The organism is Polaromonas sp. YR568 (assembly GCF_943369675.1).
GTDB lineage: Bacteria > Pseudomonadota > Gammaproteobacteria > Burkholderiales > Burkholderiaceae_C > Polaromonas.
In genome coordinates, this window is sequence record NZ_CALROB020000029.1 from 38,367 (window position 1) to 55,010 (window position 16,644).

At 64.5% G+C, this 16,644-nt stretch carries 19 protein-coding genes; 11 read left to right on the forward strand and 8 right to left on the reverse strand.

Annotation, left to right across the window (positions count from 1 at the left end; translation table 11 throughout):
* Positions 1-12 precede the first annotated feature (12 nt).
* Both sdhC and ACLV8F_RS16345 read right to left on the reverse strand, forming a co-directional pair.
* Positions 13-459 (reverse strand): succinate dehydrogenase, cytochrome b556 subunit, encoded by a 447-nt coding sequence (sdhC, locus tag ACLV8F_RS16340; protein ID WP_411885258.1) that lies wholly within the window; start codon positions 457-459, stop codon positions 13-15.
* Positions 460-579: 120 nt separating this feature from the next.
* Positions 580-1,377 (reverse strand): GntR family transcriptional regulator, encoded by a 798-nt coding sequence (locus ACLV8F_RS16345; RefSeq protein ID WP_411885259.1) that lies wholly within the window; start codon positions 1,375-1,377, stop codon positions 580-582.
* Positions 1,378-1,705: 328 nt separating this feature from the next.
* On the opposite strand from ACLV8F_RS16345, the gene ACLV8F_RS16350 reads away from it, so the two are divergent.
* From ACLV8F_RS16350 to ACLV8F_RS16370, 5 genes are read left to right on the forward strand one after another with little or no spacing between them, the layout of a single operon-like run.
* Entirely contained in the window at positions 1,706-2,692 is a 987-nt protein-coding gene (locus ACLV8F_RS16350) for a malate dehydrogenase (protein WP_411885260.1), read from the forward strand.
* A gap of 50 nt (positions 2,693-2,742) precedes the next feature.
* On the forward strand, positions 2,743-3,528 hold the full coding sequence (gene tam / locus ACLV8F_RS16355) for a trans-aconitate 2-methyltransferase (RefSeq protein ID WP_411885261.1): 786 nt from the start codon (positions 2,743-2,745) through the stop codon (positions 3,526-3,528).
* Positions 3,525-4,529: an HpcH/HpaI aldolase/citrate lyase family protein gene (locus ACLV8F_RS16360; RefSeq protein WP_411885262.1), complete on the forward strand. Its 1,005-nt coding sequence runs from the start codon at positions 3,525-3,527 to the stop codon at positions 4,527-4,529. The genes tam and ACLV8F_RS16360 overlap by 4 nt, the downstream gene beginning before the upstream one ends.
* A 30-nt stretch (positions 4,530-4,559) precedes the next feature.
* Entirely contained in the window at positions 4,560-5,228 is a 669-nt protein-coding gene (locus tag ACLV8F_RS16365; RefSeq protein WP_411885263.1) for a hypothetical protein, read from the forward strand.
* A gap of 47 nt (positions 5,229-5,275) precedes the next feature.
* A complete protein-coding gene (locus ACLV8F_RS16370) occupies positions 5,276-7,891 on the forward strand; it encodes a bifunctional aconitate hydratase 2/2-methylisocitrate dehydratase (protein WP_411885264.1) in 2,616 nt (871 codons plus the stop codon).
* 72 nt (positions 7,892-7,963) lie between these two features.
* Here ACLV8F_RS16370 and ACLV8F_RS16375 read toward each other — a convergent pair whose 3' ends face one another.
* The 3 genes from ACLV8F_RS16375 to ACLV8F_RS16385 are packed head-to-tail and all read right to left on the reverse strand — an operon-like array spanning position 7,964 to position 8,950.
* The gene (locus ACLV8F_RS16375; protein WP_411885265.1) at positions 7,964-8,263 is read right to left on the reverse strand and encodes a hypothetical protein; all 300 of its coding nucleotides are present in this window, start codon (positions 8,261-8,263) and stop codon (positions 7,964-7,966) included.
* Positions 8,263-8,673, reverse strand: a complete 411-nt coding sequence (locus ACLV8F_RS16380; RefSeq protein WP_411885266.1) for a helix-turn-helix domain-containing protein — start codon at positions 8,671-8,673, stop codon at positions 8,263-8,265. Before ACLV8F_RS16380 ends, ACLV8F_RS16375 begins: the two co-directional genes overlap by 1 nt.
* The gene (locus ACLV8F_RS16385) at positions 8,657-8,950 is read right to left on the reverse strand and encodes a type II toxin-antitoxin system HigB family toxin (protein ID WP_411885267.1); all 294 of its coding nucleotides are present in this window, start codon (positions 8,948-8,950) and stop codon (positions 8,657-8,659) included. Before ACLV8F_RS16385 ends, ACLV8F_RS16380 begins: the two co-directional genes overlap by 17 nt.
* A 111-nt stretch (positions 8,951-9,061) precedes the next feature.
* Between ACLV8F_RS16385 and ACLV8F_RS16390 the strand changes: the two genes are divergently transcribed.
* Positions 9,062-9,547: a BON domain-containing protein gene (locus ACLV8F_RS16390; RefSeq protein ID WP_411885268.1), complete on the forward strand. Its 486-nt coding sequence runs from the start codon at positions 9,062-9,064 to the stop codon at positions 9,545-9,547.
* A gap of 79 nt (positions 9,548-9,626) precedes the next feature.
* Here the strand turns inward: ACLV8F_RS16390 and ACLV8F_RS16395 are convergent, their stop codons facing one another.
* Both ACLV8F_RS16395 and ACLV8F_RS16400 read right to left on the reverse strand, forming a co-directional pair.
* Positions 9,627-10,010, reverse strand: a complete 384-nt coding sequence (locus ACLV8F_RS16395) for a hypothetical protein (protein ID WP_411885269.1) — start codon at positions 10,008-10,010, stop codon at positions 9,627-9,629.
* A gap of 14 nt (positions 10,011-10,024) precedes the next feature.
* Complete coding sequence (locus tag ACLV8F_RS16400; RefSeq protein WP_411885270.1) at positions 10,025-10,528, reverse strand: pyridoxamine 5'-phosphate oxidase family protein; 504 nt, start codon at positions 10,526-10,528, stop codon at positions 10,025-10,027.
* Positions 10,529-10,797: 269 nt separating this feature from the next.
* On the opposite strand from ACLV8F_RS16400, the gene ACLV8F_RS16405 reads away from it, so the two are divergent.
* The 4 genes from ACLV8F_RS16405 to ACLV8F_RS16420 all read left to right on the forward strand — a co-directional run bounded on the left by ACLV8F_RS16405 (position 10,798) and on the right by ACLV8F_RS16420 (position 15,113).
* Positions 10,798-11,826: an iron ABC transporter substrate-binding protein gene (locus ACLV8F_RS16405; RefSeq protein WP_411885271.1), complete on the forward strand. Its 1,029-nt coding sequence runs from the start codon at positions 10,798-10,800 to the stop codon at positions 11,824-11,826.
* A 42-nt stretch (positions 11,827-11,868) separates the two neighbouring features.
* Positions 11,869-13,455 (forward strand): ABC transporter permease, encoded by a 1,587-nt coding sequence (locus tag ACLV8F_RS16410; protein ID WP_411885272.1) that lies wholly within the window; start codon positions 11,869-11,871, stop codon positions 13,453-13,455.
* A gap of 4 nt (positions 13,456-13,459) precedes the next feature.
* On the forward strand, positions 13,460-14,557 hold the full coding sequence (locus ACLV8F_RS16415; RefSeq protein WP_411885273.1) for an ABC transporter ATP-binding protein: 1,098 nt from the start codon (positions 13,460-13,462) through the stop codon (positions 14,555-14,557).
* A 193-nt stretch (positions 14,558-14,750) separates the two neighbouring features.
* Entirely contained in the window at positions 14,751-15,113 is a 363-nt protein-coding gene (locus tag ACLV8F_RS16420) for a DUF1428 domain-containing protein (protein ID WP_411885274.1), read from the forward strand.
* 16 nt (positions 15,114-15,129) lie between these two features.
* Here the strand turns inward: ACLV8F_RS16420 and ACLV8F_RS16425 are convergent, their stop codons facing one another.
* Entirely contained in the window at positions 15,130-15,966 is an 837-nt protein-coding gene (locus ACLV8F_RS16425) for a helix-turn-helix domain-containing protein (RefSeq protein WP_411885275.1), read from the reverse strand.
* A gap of 155 nt (positions 15,967-16,121) precedes the next feature.
* Between ACLV8F_RS16425 and ACLV8F_RS16430 the strand changes: the two genes are divergently transcribed.
* Complete coding sequence (locus tag ACLV8F_RS16430; RefSeq protein WP_411885276.1) at positions 16,122-16,535, forward strand: hypothetical protein; 414 nt, start codon at positions 16,122-16,124, stop codon at positions 16,533-16,535.
* Positions 16,536-16,644 lie beyond the last annotated feature (109 nt).

Genomic DNA, 16,644 nt, shown 5'->3' on the forward strand with positions numbered 1-16,644 from the left:
TGCTCCTTCAAATCAATAAAAGCCGAACAGCTTGGCGGCCAGGATCAGCGTCAGGGCCACGCTCACGACCAGCGTGAAGAGCGCCGAGGACTTGCCGAACTCCTTGCTGACGGCTGAATGGCTGGTGTCCATCCAGAGATGGCGCAGGCCGGCGATGAAGTGGTGCAGGTAGGCCCAGATCAGGGCCAGCGCGACCAGCTTCCAGAGGATGCCGGGCAGGCCCAGCATGCCGATGTTGAAGGCGGCCTTGAATTTTTCGAAGGAGATTTCCGAAGAGATCGAGGTGTCGAACATCCAGATGATGAAGGGCATCAGCAAAAACATGATGAAGCCGCTGATGCGATGGAGGATCGAGACGATGCCTGCGAGCGGAAGCCGGTAGGAGGGAAGGTCGGTGAAGGCGTTGATGTTGCGGAACTCGGGCCGCTTGGGACGCTGTTTGGATGCCAGCTCTGTCATTTTTAGGCTTTCGTGGGTGTAACTGGTGGGAACCGGGAATGCAATTACAGCTAAACAGCCGGATTCTATTGCAACGCAGCAATGAGAATACAAACGTTGTCAGCTTCCTGAGGGTTCCCGTCAACTAAGGTCGTTCTTGTAGTGATGGGTGTCGGTTCGGTACAGGCCCCGGCGCAATTCCATGGGCAGGTCGTTGTAGGTGTAGGCGGTGCGCTCCACGCTCAGCAGCGGTTCGCCTACCGCCACGCCGAGCAGCGCGGCCGACGCTTCATCGGCCGCGACGGCGCGGATCTTTTCCTCGGCGCGCACCATGCGCACGCCGAATTCGGTTTCAAACAGCGCATACATGGGGCCGCGGTGCGTGGCCAGCCGCTCGGCGGTCAGGCCCTTGAACGGACCGCCCGGCAGCCAGACGTCTTCAAGAATCGTCGGCGTGCCCTGGAAGGCCAGCACGCGGCGCAGCTGCAGCACGGCGTCGCCGGCGCGCAGCGACAGCGGCCGCGCGATGTCGGCCGGCGCGCGCAGGCGCCTGCAATCGATGATCTGCCGCTCGGCCGGGCCTTCGCTGGTGGTGTCGCCGCTGTCGGGTATCAGGCGCAGGAAGCGATACTGCACATGCTGCTCGGCATGCGTGGCCACAAAGGTGCCCTTGCCCTGGCGGCGCACCACCAGGTTCTCGGCGGCCAACTCGTCAATCGCCTTGCGCACCGTGCCCTGGCTGACGCGAAAGCGCGCGGCCAGATCCATTTCGCTGGGAATGGCTTCACCGGGCTTCCATTCGCCGGCCTGCAGGCTTTGCAGGATCAGCACCTTGATCTGCTGGTAGAGCGGGCTGAAAGCCGGTGCCACGCCCACCGCCGCGCCGGCATCGCCCGCGAGGGTGGCGCTGTCGGTCAGTGAGGACGGGTTGATGGCCATAGAGCAGCAGGTTAGCAGCAGTAACTGGCGGTTGGGGGCGGGTTAAAGCAGGTTGTATGGGTACCGCAGCAGGCACGCGGCAATCCCGGAAATTAAAGTCCGAAACAAGCCTGAATCATATCTTATATAAGACATAAGACAAATTGACGCCCGTCGCTTTTCAAGCGTAAAATCTTTGGCTGAGCCAGTGCATGGCCTGCCGTTTTGCGGTGATTTTGAGGGGTGGACAGCCCCGTCCGAACCATCTCCGAATATCCCAGGCTCGCGCCAGACATCTCACACCACATCCTCATCCAACCGATTCTTAACTTTCCTGGAGCCCTCAATCATGAGCAAAAAACCCGTCCGTGTTGCAGTCACCGGTGCAGCTGGCCAAATCGGTTACGCACTGCTGTTCCGCATTGCCTCCGGCGAAATGCTCGGCAAGGACCAGCCCGTCATCCTGCAACTGCTCGAAGTGCCTGTTGAGGGCCCGCAAAAAGCGCTCAAGGGCGTGATGATGGAACTCGACGACTGCGCCTTCCCGCTGCTGGTCGGCATGGAAGCGCACAGCGACCCGATGACGGCCTTCAAGGACGCCGACTACGCGCTGCTGGTCGGTTCGCGCCCGCGCGGCCCCGGCATGGAACGCGCCGAACTGCTGGCCGTCAACGGTGCCATCTTCACGGCGCAGGGCAAGGCGCTCAACGCCGTTGCCAGCCGCAACGTCAAGGTGCTGGTGGTCGGCAACCCCGCCAACACCAATGCCTACATCGCCATGAAGAGCGCGCCGGATCTTCCGCGCAAGAACTTCACCGCCATGCTGCGCCTGGACCACAACCGCGCCGCCAGCCAGATCGCCGCCAAGACCGGCAAGCCCGTGGCCGACATCGAAAAGCTCACCGTCTGGGGCAACCACTCGCCCACGATGTACGCCGACTACCGCTTCGCCACCATCAAGGGCGAAAGCGTCGCCAAGATGATCAACGACCAGGAATGGAACGCCAACACCTTCCTGCCCACCGTCGGCAAGCGCGGCGCCGCCATCATTGAAGCGCGCGGCCTGTCCTCGGCCGCATCGGCCGCCAACGCCGCCATCGACCACATGCGCGACTGGGCGCTGGGCACCAACGGCAAGTGGGTCACCATGGGCATCCCTTCGGACGGCCAGTACGGCATTCCCAAGGACATCATGTTCGGTTTCCCCGTGACCTGCGAAAACGGCGAGTACAAACTGGTCGAAGGCCTGGAAATCGACGCGTTCAGCCAGGAACGCATCAACAAGACGCTGGACGAGCTCAAGGGTGAGCAGGACGGCGTCAAGCACCTCCTGTAATTCAGCACGAGGCCGCCCCACACCTTGCCCGCACACCGCCGCCGTCACCCATGAGCGACTGGAACCCCGCCCTTTACAGCCGCTATGAGGACGAGCGCACGCGCCCGGCCCAGGAGCTGCTGGCGCGTGTTCCGCTGGCGCAGGCGGGCAATGTGTTCGATCTCGGCTGCGGGCCGGGCAACTCCACCGAGTTGCTGGTCCGCCGCTTTCCCGGCGCCGTGGTCACCGGCACGGACAACTCCGAAGCCATGCTGGCCAGCGCGCGCAAGCGTTTGCCGGCCTCGCGTTTCGAGTTGAGCGACATCGCCAATTGGCAGCCCGCTTCCGGCGATGCCGCACCGCAGCTCATTTATGCGAATGCGGCCCTGCAATGGGTGCCCGACCACGCCAAACTGATTCCGCGGCTGTTTGCCGCGCTGGCCCCCGGCGGCGTGCTGGCCATCCAGATGCCCGACAACCGCGACGAGCCTACACATCGCCTGATGCGTGAGCTTGCGTCCGAAGCGCCGTGGACCGACGCGATCGGTGACTATTCCAAGCTGCGCACCGAGCTGTTTTCGATAGACCGCTACTACGACCTGCTGGCCGCAGAGGCCGCGCATGTCGATGTCTGGCGCACCGCCTACCAGCACCCCATGGCCTCCGCCGCGGCGATCGTCGAATGGGTGCGCGCGACCGGCCTCAAGCCCTTTGTCGACCGCCTTCCACCGGACCTGCAGGCGAGTTATCTTGCTGGATACGAACGGCGGGTCGCACAGGCGTATCCCGTTCGCAGCGACGGAAAGCTGCTGCTGGCGTTTCCCCGCATGTTCATCGTCGCCCAACGCAAACCATGAGCGCGACCGCCGTCCATCCCGCACAAGTGCTGCTAGGCGCCCAGGCCGGTGCCATGACGCTGCCCGTCTGCGACCACTACAGCGGCGTGGAAGCGCGCATGCGCAAAAGCCTGCAACTGCAGGCAGAGATGATCGAGGAGTTCGGCGCCTGCGTGTTCGATGTGACCTTGGACTGCGAAGACGGCGCGCCCGTGGGCGGCGAGGCCGACCATGCGGCCATGGTGGTGGCGCTGGCGGCCCTTGCCAGCGACAGGGCCCGTGTCGCCGTGCGCGTGCACGCGGTCGACCACCCGGCCTTTGATGCCGACATGGCGGTGATTGCCGGCAAGCTGGCGCGCCACCTGTCGCACATCATGGTTCCCAAGGTCGAGTCGGTGGCTGATGTCATTCGCGCCGAAAAGGCGCTGCTCGCCGCCTCGGCGGCCGACTTGCCGCTGCATGTGCTGATCGAGTCGCCGCTGGCGGTGCGCAACGCCTTTGAGATCGCCTCGCACCCGCGCGTGCAGTCGCTGAGCTTCGGGCTCATGGATTTTGTGTCGGCCCACGCGGGCGCGATTCCCGCCGCCGGCATGAGCAGCCGCGGGCAGTTCACGCATCCGCTGGTGCTGCGCGCCAAACTTGAAATCGCATCGGCCTGCCACGCCTACGGCAAGGTGCCCTCTCATTGTGTTGTCACGGAATTCAAGGACATTGAAGCCATGACCGCCGCCGCACGCCATGCCGCCCGCGAACTGGGTTACACCCGGATGTGGAGCATCCACCCGAACCAGATCCGTCCCATCCTGGAGGCCTTCGCACCCGGTGAAGGCGAGATTGAGGACGCGGCAAAAATCATCACCGCCGCAGCCAGCGCAGACTGGGCCCCCATCAGCTTTGACGGCAAGCTGCACGACCGCGCGAGCTACCGCTATTTCTGGCAGGTCCTGGAGCGCGCGCACCAGACCGGCCGGGCGCTTCCTCCCGAGGCGCAACTTTATTTCCAGCCGACCACGCTTCATTGAACGCCAACCATCACCGCACGAAAGACCCCCATGAAAAACTTCAACACTTCTTTTGCCGGAACCTTGGCTACGGCCGTTCTGTTGACCGCTTCCGGCCTGGCCGTGGCCCAGACGGCCGCCCCTGCGGCCCCTGCCAAGGCTGCGGCCGTCAAGCCGGCCACGCCTGCCGCTAAACCCGCAGCGGCAAAACCGGCCGTTAAAAAGCAGCCCGTGGTCAACCCGGCCAACCGCACCAACCTGAAAAGCGCCGCCAAGAACGTGGCCGCCGGCATTGAAGCCGCAGAAGCCGCCATGTCGCCGGCCGAGCTGGCCATCGCCGAGCGCGTGCACGTCGGCAACCTGCCCTGCGAGCTGGGCTCCTCGGTCAACGTGACGGCCGATGCCAAGAACGCCGGCTACTTCGACGTGAACGGCAAAAACTTCAAGTACCGCATGTTCCCTGTGGCCACCACCACCGGCGCGATTCGCCTGGAAGACCAGAAGGCCGGCGCCGTCTGGCTGCAACTGCCCAACAAGTCCATGCTGATGAACCAGAAGCTGGGCATGCGCCTGGCCGACGACTGCATGAGCCCTGTGCAGATGAAGGTGGCTGAAGCCATCAAGCTGAACCCGCCCGCCAGCGTGCTGGACGCGCCCAAGCCAGTGGCGGCCGCTGCAGCCGCACCCGGTGCCGAGCAGCCGGCCTCGCCTTCCAAATAAAACAAACCTTTTTAATACCCACGATTTTGACTACAGGAGTAAGCAGCATGTCATCCGAGTTTTTGCAAACCTACCGCAACCACGTCGCCGAGCGCGCTGTCATCGGCATCCCGCCGCTGCCGCTGTCCGCCAAGCAGACCGGCGAAGTCATCGAGTTGCTGAAGAACCCGCCCAAGGGCGAAGAGGCCTTCCTCGTCGACCTGATCACCCACCGCGTTCCGGCAGGCGTTGACGACGCCGCCAAGGTCAAGGCCAGCTACCTGGCGGCCGTGGCCCACGGCACGGAAAAGTGCGAACTGATCTCGCGCGAAAAAGCCACGCAGTTGCTGGGCACCATGCTGGGCGGCTACAACATCAGCCCCATGGTCGCGCTGCTCGACGACGCCGAAGACAGCGTCGCCACGCAGGCCGCCAGCGGCCTGAAGAACACCCTGCTGATGTTCGACCAGTTCCACGACGTGCAGGAAAAAGCCGAAAAGGGCAACAAATACGCCAAGGCCGTGTTGCAAAGCTGGGCCGACGCCGAGTGGTTCACCAGCCGCCCCGAAGTGCCGGAATCGATCAAGCTGACCGTCTTCAAGGTGGCCGGCGAAATCAACACCGACGACCTCTCGCCCGCGCCCGACGCCTGGAGCCGCCCCGACATCCCGCTGCACGCCATCGCGATGCACAAAAATGCGCGCCCCGGCGTCACGCCCGAAGAAGACGGCAAGCGCGGCCCGGTCAAGTTCATTGAAGAACTCAAGGCCAAGGGCAACCTCGTGGCCTACGTCGGCGACGTGGTCGGCACCGGTTCCTCGCGCAAATCCGCCACCAACTCCGTGCTGTGGTGGACCGGCCAGGACATTCCCTTTGTGCCCAACAAGCGCTTCGGCGGCGTTTGCCTCGGCGGCAAGATCGCCCCGATTTTCTACAACACCATGGAAGACTCGGGCGCGCTGCCGATCGAACTCGACGTGAGCCAGATGGCCATGGGCGACGTGATCGAGCTGCGCCCCTACGACGGCAAGGCGCTCAAGGACGGCAAGGTCATCGCCGAGTTCAAGCTCAAGAGCGACGTGCTGTTCGACGAAGTGCGCGCCGGCGGCCGCATCCCGCTGATCGTCGGCCGCGGCCTGACGGCCAAGGCGCGCTTTGCGCTGGGCCTGCCGCTGTCCACCCAGTTCCGCCTGCCCGTCAGCCCTGAAGACAACGGCCGCGGCTTCACGCTGGCGCAAAAAATGGTCGGCCGCGCGGTTGGCCTGCCCGAAGGCCAGGGCGTTCGCCCCGGCACCTATTGCGAACCCAAGATGACCTCGGTCGGCTCGCAGGACACCACCGGCCCGATGACGCGCGACGAACTGAAAGACCTGGCCTGCCTGGGCTTCAGCTCCGACCTGGTCATGCAATCCTTCTGCCACACGGCGGCTTATCCCAAGCCCGTCGACGTGAAGATGCACCACGAGCTGCCCGATTTCATCAGCACCCGCGGCGGCATCTCGCTGCGCCCCGGCGACGGCATCATCCACAGCTGGCTCAACCGCATGCTGCTGCCCGACACCGTCGGAACCGGCGGCGACAGCCACACGCGTTTCCCCATCGGCATCAGCTTCCCCGCGGGCTCCGGCCTTGTGGCCTTCGGCGCCGCCACCGGCGTCATGCCGCTGGACATGCCCGAATCGGTGCTGGTGCGCTTCAAAGGCGAAATGCAGCCCGGCATCACGCTGCGCGACCTGGTGAACGCGATTCCTCTGTACGCCATCAAGGCCGGCCTGTTGACGGTTGCCAAGCAGGGCAAGAAGAACATCTTCTCGGGCCGCATCCTGGAAATCGAAGGCTTGCCCGACCTCAAGGTGGAGCAGGCGTTTGAACTCTCCGACGCCTCGGCCGAGCGTTCCGCCGGGGGCTGCACGGTGCACCTGAACAAGGAACCCATCATCGAGTACATCAACAGCAACATCACGATGCTGAAGTGGATGATCGCGACGGGCTACTCGGACGTGCGCACCATCAAACGCCGCATCCAGGCCATGGAAGCCTGGCTGGCCGACCCGCAGCTGCTCAAGGGCGACGCGGACGCCGAATACGCCGCCGTCATCGAGATCGACCTGGCCGACATCCATGAACCCATCGTGGCCTGCCCGAACGACCCGGACGACGTGAAGACCCTCAGCGAAGTGGCCGGCAGCAAGATCGATGAAGTCTTCATCGGCAGCTGCATGACCAACATCGGCCACTTCCGCGCGGCTTCCAAGCTGCTCGAAAACAAGCGCGACATTCCCGTCAAGCTGTGGATGGCGCCGCCGACCAAGATGGACGCCAAGCAACTGACCGAAGAGGGCCACTACGGCGTGCTCGGCTCGGCCGGCGCCCGCATGGAAATGCCGGGCTGCAGCCTGTGCATGGGCAACCAGGCGCAGGTCAAAGAAGGCGCGACGGTGTTCTCCACCTCCACCCGCAACTTCCCGAACCGCCTGGGCAAGAACTCCAACGTCTACCTCGGCTCCGCCGAGCTGGCCGCGATCTGCTCCAAGCTGGGCCGCATCCCCACCAAGGCCGAGTACATGGCCGACATGGGCGTGCTGACGGCTGCCAGCGCGCAGGTCTACCAGTACCTCAACTTCGACAAGGTCAAGGATTACACCGACATGGCCGACACCGTGAAAGACGGCGTGCCTGCTTGATTTTCATAGCTCGCGACGTCAATGAAAAAGCGGCCTTCGGGCCGCTTTTTTTGTGCTCAATGAACCTTGGAACTATCTTCCTCCCCATTCTTGGGGTGGGGTTGGAGCCGTTTCTACAAATTTCTGTTGCACGGTCGCTCTGGAAATTTGTTCCTCGATTATTTTGTGCCAATGCCGAGCTTCAGATTGAATATTCTTGACCGTCTCGTTTGCGCCGTTCGTGGCGACCGTTGCAACGGCGATACCTCCTTTGGTTGCTTGTTCAAGTTCACCGACTAAAGCTCTCGGCTCGGGGTGCGTCAGAATGATTCGCGTCAAAAATGACTGGGTCAGAATTAATTGAGCAGTCAAGGCATCAATACTTGCCGCCATCAAGCCACCTCCCTCAACTCATAACCAGCAATCAGCAAATCCGCAGGCAAATCAAGCCCAGCGGACAGGCGACGAATCATTTCCAATGACAAGGGACGTACCCGGTTAAGCACCTCGGCCACTCGGGCGCGTGAGCCGATATAAGGCTCCAGATCTTTGCGGGTCAAGTGGCGCGCTTCCATCACATGCAGGATCAGGCTGACCGGATCTACATCGGGCATAGCAATGTGCCTTTTTTCGTATTCTTCGACCAGCAAGCTCAGCACTTCCAGCTCATCAGCTTCAGGTGACCTGGGTTTGGCTTCCCAAATCGCGTCTATGCGCTGCAGTGCAGCGCGGTAATCGGCTTTGGTGTGGATAGGGTGGATGTTCATAATGATTTGCACCTTAAATTCAAACTTTGCTGGCATCGATCTGGTCGTACTGGCGATGGGTACCTATAAAACGGATATAGGCAATTTGCCGGTTGTAGTGCATCGCCACTACAAGCCGGTAGTCGTTTCCCTTGATGTTGAATACCACCCGGTTTCCAGCTACAAAACTGGCGTTACGGTAAGCAGACTTCACCTCTGCGGGAGACACCCAGTGGGCGCGGCTGACAATCGCATACCAGGCACTTAGCGGCTCCAGCGCGTCGGGTTGTTTGACCCAGAAGTCACGCAGGGTGCTTAAGGCAATGATTCGCATCGGCAGACTCTATCATGTTCCCGTTTTGGGAGCAATTGCGGGATTTTATGAGATGTGGTGCGGGTGCTGGTGGTTGACATCCGCTGGATGAAATGGAAGGATTGCTTGATGATGAAACAGCTGATTTTCACCTTCTTGTCCGTCACTGTGATGAGCTTGCCGCTCAGCGCCCAGCAAGCGCGCACCAACGCCTTCAACGACCCTTTCCTGCAAGTCACCTCGGCCATCGCCCAGTGCCCGGTTCCTGAGGGGCCGCTTTACACCGGGCAGGAAGTGCGCGACGTGGCCCATGTGCGGGCGCAGCACGGCGGCAGCTGCTACCGTGTGGGTCGCTGCCGGCTGGCCAACTCGTATTTGTACGACGCCGAAATCATCCCGCGCGTGTCGCAGTACATCAAGCTTGACGGCCGTTTTGACGACACCAGCGTCTGGGTGCAGGGCGAACGCCGGCTGGTGTTCCTCAAAGGCTGCGTCAGGACGCGCGAGCAGTCCGACGCGCTTGAGAAAGCCGTCTGGCTGGTCGACGACGTGATGGGCGTGGTGAATTATTTGCGTGTGGGCGACGAGCCTGTGCGTTACGTGCCGGCGCAAAAATAGAGCGGTACGCGCAACCGGCTGCTGCAAGAAAAAAGCCCTGCTGAAAACAGCAGGGCTTTTTTTCGGAATGTGACTTGCGTCAGAACTCCAACGGCAAGGGATCCGTCACCCGCAACTCCGAACCATCGACAAACTTCAGGTACCAGAACTCCGGCGACAGCGGCAGGTTGGGGCGGATGTGGCTCACATTGGCCGGCGATACATAGACCGTGCTGGCGCCGTCGTCAGGCGGCGGCGCGAGGTAGTGGCGCTTGACCGCCACCAAGCCGCCTATGGAGGCCACCACCGTGCCTATCGACTCGGTGACGGCATTGACCATGGTGCCCTGGCCCAGCATGTGGATGGTGGTCTGGCCGACCAGGTCGGGGCGCGAGGCCTCCACATACAGCACCGCGGTGGTGTTGATGCGAAGGTCGTCGGGCGCGGCCGGTTCGGTGGATTTGTTGAATGAGATAAAGGGCATGAAGTGGCACCGGTTCAGGACAGGTGCAGTTCTTTGTGCTCACCCAGCCGCGGCGGCGTTTCGCCGGTGAGCGCGGCCTTCGCCATCTTGGCCAGCTGCACCATCTTGCTTTCCTTCACGTCCCAGTATTCGGCGTGGTGGATGTGCACCGCCAGCAAGGCCAGGTCCGGGTCGTTCACGCCGGCCGGGAACCAGGCCCGGGCCACCGGGGACCAGAGATCCTCTTTTTTGGCCTGGTCTTCAGAGATGGCCGCTTGGCCCGACAGCGAAACATAGCTGTCATCGCCGGGGTCCGCGTACGAAACGTTGACGTTGCCGTCCTGTAGCAGCCGCTGCGCCAGTTCGCTTTTGCGCGAGATGAAGAAATACAGCTGCGAGCCCTCGTCAAGGGACTGGTTTTGGGTCGTCAGCGGATGGGCGTGCAGCATGCCGTTGGCATGGCGGTGCGTCAGCATGCCGAAACGTATGTCCTTGATCAATTCCCACAGCGTGTCGTGGTCGGATTTGGGTGTGCTCATGGGAACTCCTTGAAGCGTTTGTTGTGCCGTCAAGGTTGATCCTAGGAGGAGGTCGCCACGCGCCGCCTCAGCCGTCGTCGCGGGCGGCTGTCAGCAAGGGCCGACAGCCTTGCCGCCTGCCGCCCGGGAATACCCACGCCCGGACGCCGGGCAGGGCGGAAGCGGTTACCATACAGATGCAAGTAATTCGCATTTGTAATGACGGCTTGCTTACAGGCGCATTCCCGTCCGGCCCCGTGTTCCGGCCGCCTCATCCCTAAAGGTGTTCCATGAAACTCTCCCTGACATCCCTTGCCGGCGCCGTCGCGCTGGCCGCCGGCCTGCTGGCCGCGCCCCTGGCCGCCACCGCCCAGGCCGTCAAACCCTCGGCCGAAGGCATCGTGGTCTACAACGCGCAGCACGCCAGCCTGACCAAGGCCTGGGCGGACGCTTTCAGCAAGGAAACCGGGATCAAGGTCACCCTGCGCAACGGCAGCGACACCGAACTGGGCAACCAGATCGTGCAAGAGGGCGCCGCATCGCCCGCCGACGTGTTCCTGACGGAGAATTCGCCCGCCATGGCGCTGGTCGACACGGCCGGGCTGTTTGCCCCGCTGGACGCGGCCACGCTGTCTGAAGTGCCCGCCAACTTCCGCCCCGCGCATGGCCGCTGGACGGGTATTGCCGCGCGCAGCACGGTGTTCGTTTACAACAAGGCCAAGCTCACGCCGGCGCAATTGCCCAAGTCCATGCTGGACCTGGCCGCCCCCGCCTGGAAAGGCCGCTGGGCCGCTTCGCCTTCGGGCGCCGACTTCCAGGCCATCGTGAGCGCGCTGCTCGAGCTCAAGGGCGAGGCGGCCACCGCCGCCTGGCTCAAGGCCATGAAGGAAAACGCCACGCCTTACAAAGGCAACGGCACGGTGCTCAAGGCCGTCAACGCTGGCCAGATCGAGGGAGGGATCATCTACCACTATTACTACTACGGCGACCAGGCCAAGACCGGCGAGAACAGCAACAACGCCCAGCTGCATTACTTCCGCAACCAGGATGCTGGCGCTTTTGTGAGCATTTCCGGCGGCGGCGTGCTGGCTTCCAGCAAGCACCAGCCCGAAGCCCAGGCTTTTGTGAAGTGGATCGCCGGCAAGGGCGGCCAGGACATCCTGAAGACCGGCGACGCCTATGAATACGCCGTCGGCACGGGCGTGCAGTCCAACCCCAAGCTGGTGCCGCTGGCCGACCTGCAGGCGCCCAAGGTCGAGCCTTCCAAACTCAACAGCAAAAAAGTCTCCGACCTGATGACCCAGGCCGGCCTGCTGTAAATCACTTCAGGTCTGTGGATCTGATACTTCCCCTTGAGTGCCGTGCCGCTTGATGCCGACGCTGCCCTGAACCCGGCGGCTGCGGTGCTGCTGCCTTCGCCCGCTACCGGGCGGGGCGGCTGGCGCCTGTCCTGGGTGGGCGGCGCGGCGCTGGTCGTGTCGCTCCTGGCCTTGCTGCCTTTGGGCTTTGTGCTCTGGGTCGGCATCCAGACCGGCTGGGACACCGCCTCCACGCTGATCTTCAGGCCGCGCGTCGGCGAACTGCTGGTCAACACCGCGCTGCTGGTGGTGATCACGGTGCCGTTGTGCGCCGTGCTGGCCGTGGCTCTGGCCTGGCTCACGGAGCGCAGTGAGCTGCCCGGCGCGCGCACCTGGGCCTGGCTGCTGGTGGCGCCGCTCGCGGTGCCGGCCTTTGTGCACAGTTATGCGTGGATGACCGTGGCGCCCGGCCTGCACGGTCTCACGGCCGGTGTGATGGTCTCCGTCATCGCTTACTTTCCGTTTTTGTATTTGCCGGTCGCCGCGGCCTTGCGGCGCCTGGACCCGGGCATGGAAGACAGCGCCGCCTCGCTGGGCCTGGGCCCGTGGGCGGTGTTCTTTCGTGTGGTGCTGCCGCAGCTGCGGCTGGCGGTGTGCGGCGGCTCGCTGCTGGTGGGGCTGCACCTGCTCGCCGAATACGGGCTCTACGTGATGATCCGTTTCGACACCTTCACCACCGCCATCGTCGACCAGTTCCAGTCCACCTATAACGGGCCCGCCGCCAACATGCTCTCGGGCGTGCTGGTGGTGTGCTGCTTCGCGCTGCTGGGGCTGGAGTCGGCCGCGCGTGGCAAGGAGCGTTATGCCCGCGTCGGTTCCGGCGCGGCGCGCATGCCTTTCAAGCGCAGCCTGGGCCGCTTCACCGCGCTCGGCTTGCTGCTGCCCGCGCTGCTCAGCGTGCTGGCGCTGGGCGTGCCGCTGGTCACCTTGGGGCGCTGGCTGGTGGCGGGTGGCGCGGCTGTCTGGCGCTTGGATGAACTCGGCCCCTCGCTGTTCCAGACCCTGGCGCTGGCCGTGGCCGGCGCGTTGCTGACCACGGTGGCCGCCGTGCCCATGGCCTGGCTGTCGATACGCTCGCCGGGCCGCCTGCAGCGCGTGCTGGAGGCCTGCAACTACATGGTCGGCTCACTGCCCGGCGTGGTGGTGGCGCTGGCCCTCGTCACCGTCACCGTGCGACTGCCGATCTACCAGACGGCGCTCACAGTGTTGCTGGCCTACCTGCTGATGTTTTTGCCGCGTGCCCTGATCAGCCTGCGCGCCGGCATCGCCCAGGCGCCGGTGGAGCTGGAGCAGGCCGCGCGCAGCCTGGGCCGCACGCCCGCGCAGGCGCTGTGGGCCATCACGATGCGGCTGGCCGCGCCGAGTGCCGCGGCCGGCGCGGCGCTGGTGGGCCTGGGCATCACCAACGAACTCACCGCCACGCTGATGCTCGCGCCCAACGGCACGCGCACGCTGGCGACTTCCTTCTGGGCCTACAGCAGCGAGATCGACTACGCCGCCGCGGCGCCCTATGCGCTCATCATGGTGCTGCTCTCGCTGCCCATGACCTGGCTGCTCTACAACCAATCCAAACGCACGGCGGGACGATGACGCGATGACGACTTCTCTGGAACTGCAAGCCATCCGCAAACACTACGGCCCGGTGCAGGCCCTGGGCGGCGTGGACCTGCGCGTCGCGCCCGGCAGCCGCACGGCCATCGTCGGGCCCTCGGGCTCGGGCAAGACCACGCTGCTGCGCATCATCGCCGGCTTTGAAGCGCCCGACGCCGGCCGCGTCACCCTGGGCGGCCGGCAACTGGCCGACGGCCCCGACGCCGTGCCCGCGCACGAGCGCGGCATAGGCTACGTGCCGCAGGACGGCGCGCTGTTTCCGCACCTCACGATCGAAGGCAACGTCGGCTTCGGCCTGCCGCGCAACACGCCGCAACGCGCCGAGCGCATCGCCGAACTGATGGACATGGTCGCGCTGGACACCGCCATGCTGGCGCGCCGCCCGCACGAACTCTCGGGCGGCCAGCAGCAGCGCGTGGCGCTGGCGCGCGCGCTGGCCCAGCGGCCCAAGCTGATGCTGCTGGACGAGCCTTTCTCTGCCCTGGACACTGGCTTGCGCGCCAGCACGCGCAAGGCCGTGGCGCAGTTGCTGGGCGCCGCCGGCATCACCACCATCCTCGTCACGCACGACCAGGCCGAAGCGCTTTCGTTTGCCGACCAGGTGGCCGTGATGCGCAGCGGGCAACTGGTGCAGGCCGGCCGCCCGCTCGATGTGTATTTGCGGCCGCGCGATGCGGCCGTGGCCGGTTTCCTGGGCGACAGCATCGTGCTGCCCGCGCAACTGGCCGGCGGCTGGGCCGATTGCGCGCTGGGCCGCATCGCCGTCAACGACAGCGGGCGCCAGGGCGCGGCGCAGATCATGCTGCGGCCCGAGCAGCTGCAGGTGGCCGAAGTGCCGGCCGAGGCGGCGGCGCATGGTGACGCCTGCTACGGCGCGGTCACCGACACCGACTTCGGCGGCTCGGTCTGCGTGCTGTCGGTGCGCCTGGTGCGCGGCACCGGCGCGGCTGCCGCTTCACCGGCGCCGACTGCCGGGTGGGATGAACCGCTGCTGGTGCACAGCGCGGGCATCCATGCGCCTGCGCTGGGCGCCATGGTGCGCATCACGGTGGCCGGCCAGGCCCACGTTTTCAGCGCCTGAAAGCCGGGCGCTGACGGCGCCTTGCTGGCGGTGAGTCGATAGCCGCGCGCCAAGCTTTGTTACTTTTTCCCATGAGGTATTTCCGGTTTTTCGGTATATTGTGTACGGTGTACACAAGAGGGGCCATGGCCAGGCCATGGTTCCTGCTTGTGTCGCATTCACCCTCATGAACCCTCAAGCAAGGAGATTTCCCATGGCCCGTTACGTTGATGGATTTGTGCTTCCCGTTCCCGTCGAAAAAATTGACGCTTACCGCAAGCTGGCCAGCAAGGCCGGCAAGATCTGGATGGAATACGGCGCGCTTGAATACACCGAATGCATCGCCGACGACGTGCAGCCCGGCAAGCTCACCTCCTTCCCGCAAAGCGTCAAGCTCAAGAAGGACGAAGTGGTGGTGTTTTCCTGGATCACCTTCAAGTCGCGCAAGCAGCGCGACAGCATCAACAAAAAAGTCATGGCCGACCCGCGCCTGGAAGGCATGATGGACCCGAAGAACCATCCCTTTGACGGCAAGCGCATGTTCTGGGGTGGCTTCAAGACCATCGTCGAACTCTGAAGCCGGGCTGCCGACGCTAGCTTTGCGCCGCCAGCGCCTGCAGCGCCTGGCGCGTGAAGTCATCCGCCGGGAAAAACGTTTCCATCGCCAGCTCCTGCAGCGTCACATCCACCGGCGTGCCGAAGATGGTGGTGGTGCTGATGAAACTCAGCATGCCGGCCGGCGTGCGGAACAGGAAGGGCATCACCACGCCGGGGTGCTCCCCTGCCAGGTGCTCACCCATCGCTTCCTCGGGCACAGGGTAGGCCTTGAGTTCCTCCAGCAATGCCGCCAGCAGCGGGTCGGCCGTCGCCGCGACCTGCTGGCGCAGGCGCTCAAAGATATGCGCGCGCCATTGCGGCAGGTTGGCGATGCGCGGCGCCAGGCCTTTCGGGTGCAAACTTAAACGCAACACGTTCACGGGCCCTTGCAACAGCGAGGCATCGGCGCCCGCCATCAGGTGCGGCACCATGCGGTTGGCCGCCACCAGGTTCCAGTGCCGGTCCACCGCCAGGGCCGGGTAGGGCTCATGGCTTTTGAGCAGCAGTTCCACCGCCTGCCGGGCCGAGGCCAGGGCTGGGTCGTCCAGCGGCCGCTCGCGGTACATGGGCGCATAGCCGGCCGCCACCAGCAGCGCATTGCGTTCACGCAGCGGAATGTCCAGGCGCTCCGACAGCCGCAGCACCATTTCGCGGCTGGGCACGGACCGGCCGGTTTCCACAAAACTCAGGTGGCGCGTCGAGATGTCGGCCTCATGGGCCAGGTCCAGCTGGCTCAGGCGCCGGTGCTGGCGCCAGTGGCGCAGGTGCTCGCCAAAAGGCTGGGGCGCGCTGCGCGGCGCCGGGCGGCTGGGGTGATGGGTACTGGCGGTCATGGCCTCATCGTAAGGCCGCCGCGGCCGGCTTTCCATTACCTGCCAGGTCATCGCCAGGACGCCGCCGCGCGGGAATGATGGCCCCATGCACGCCGACCGGTGGCCCGGCGCGCTGACCCCTATGACCGGCTACCCGCACCATCAGGAGTTTTTCCATGTCTTCCAGTTCCATCCTGTCTTCCCCCAACTTCCTGCGCAACGTGCTGCGTGTGGATGCACTTTCCTGCATTGCCTGCGGCGTGCTGCAAGTGGCTTTCCCAGCCGCGATGGCCCGACTGCTGAACCTGCCTGAGGCTTTGGTCGCCTACAGCGGCGAGTTTTTGCTGGTCTATGCGGCGGCCGTGGTTTTTGTTTCAACGCGTAAGCCTTTGCCGCGGCCCGTTATCTGGGCGCTGGTGGCCGGCAACCTGGGCTGGGCGCTGGCTTGCGTGTTGCTGCTGCTCAGTGGCCGGGTGTCGCCGTCCGCGCTGGGCGTGGCCTATGTGCTGGTACAGGCCTTGACGGTGGCCGTGCTGGCGGAATTGCAGTACTTCGGCCTGCGCCGCACGGCGCCGCAGCCGGCTTGGTAAGCGTCCTGTGGGGGGGGGGCCGGCGGGCGCCAAAACTGGGCCGGAGTGCAGGGTATGCGGGCCCAGCCTCCCACGGCGGCCCCGTGCCTGCCAGAATGGGGGCTGCCGT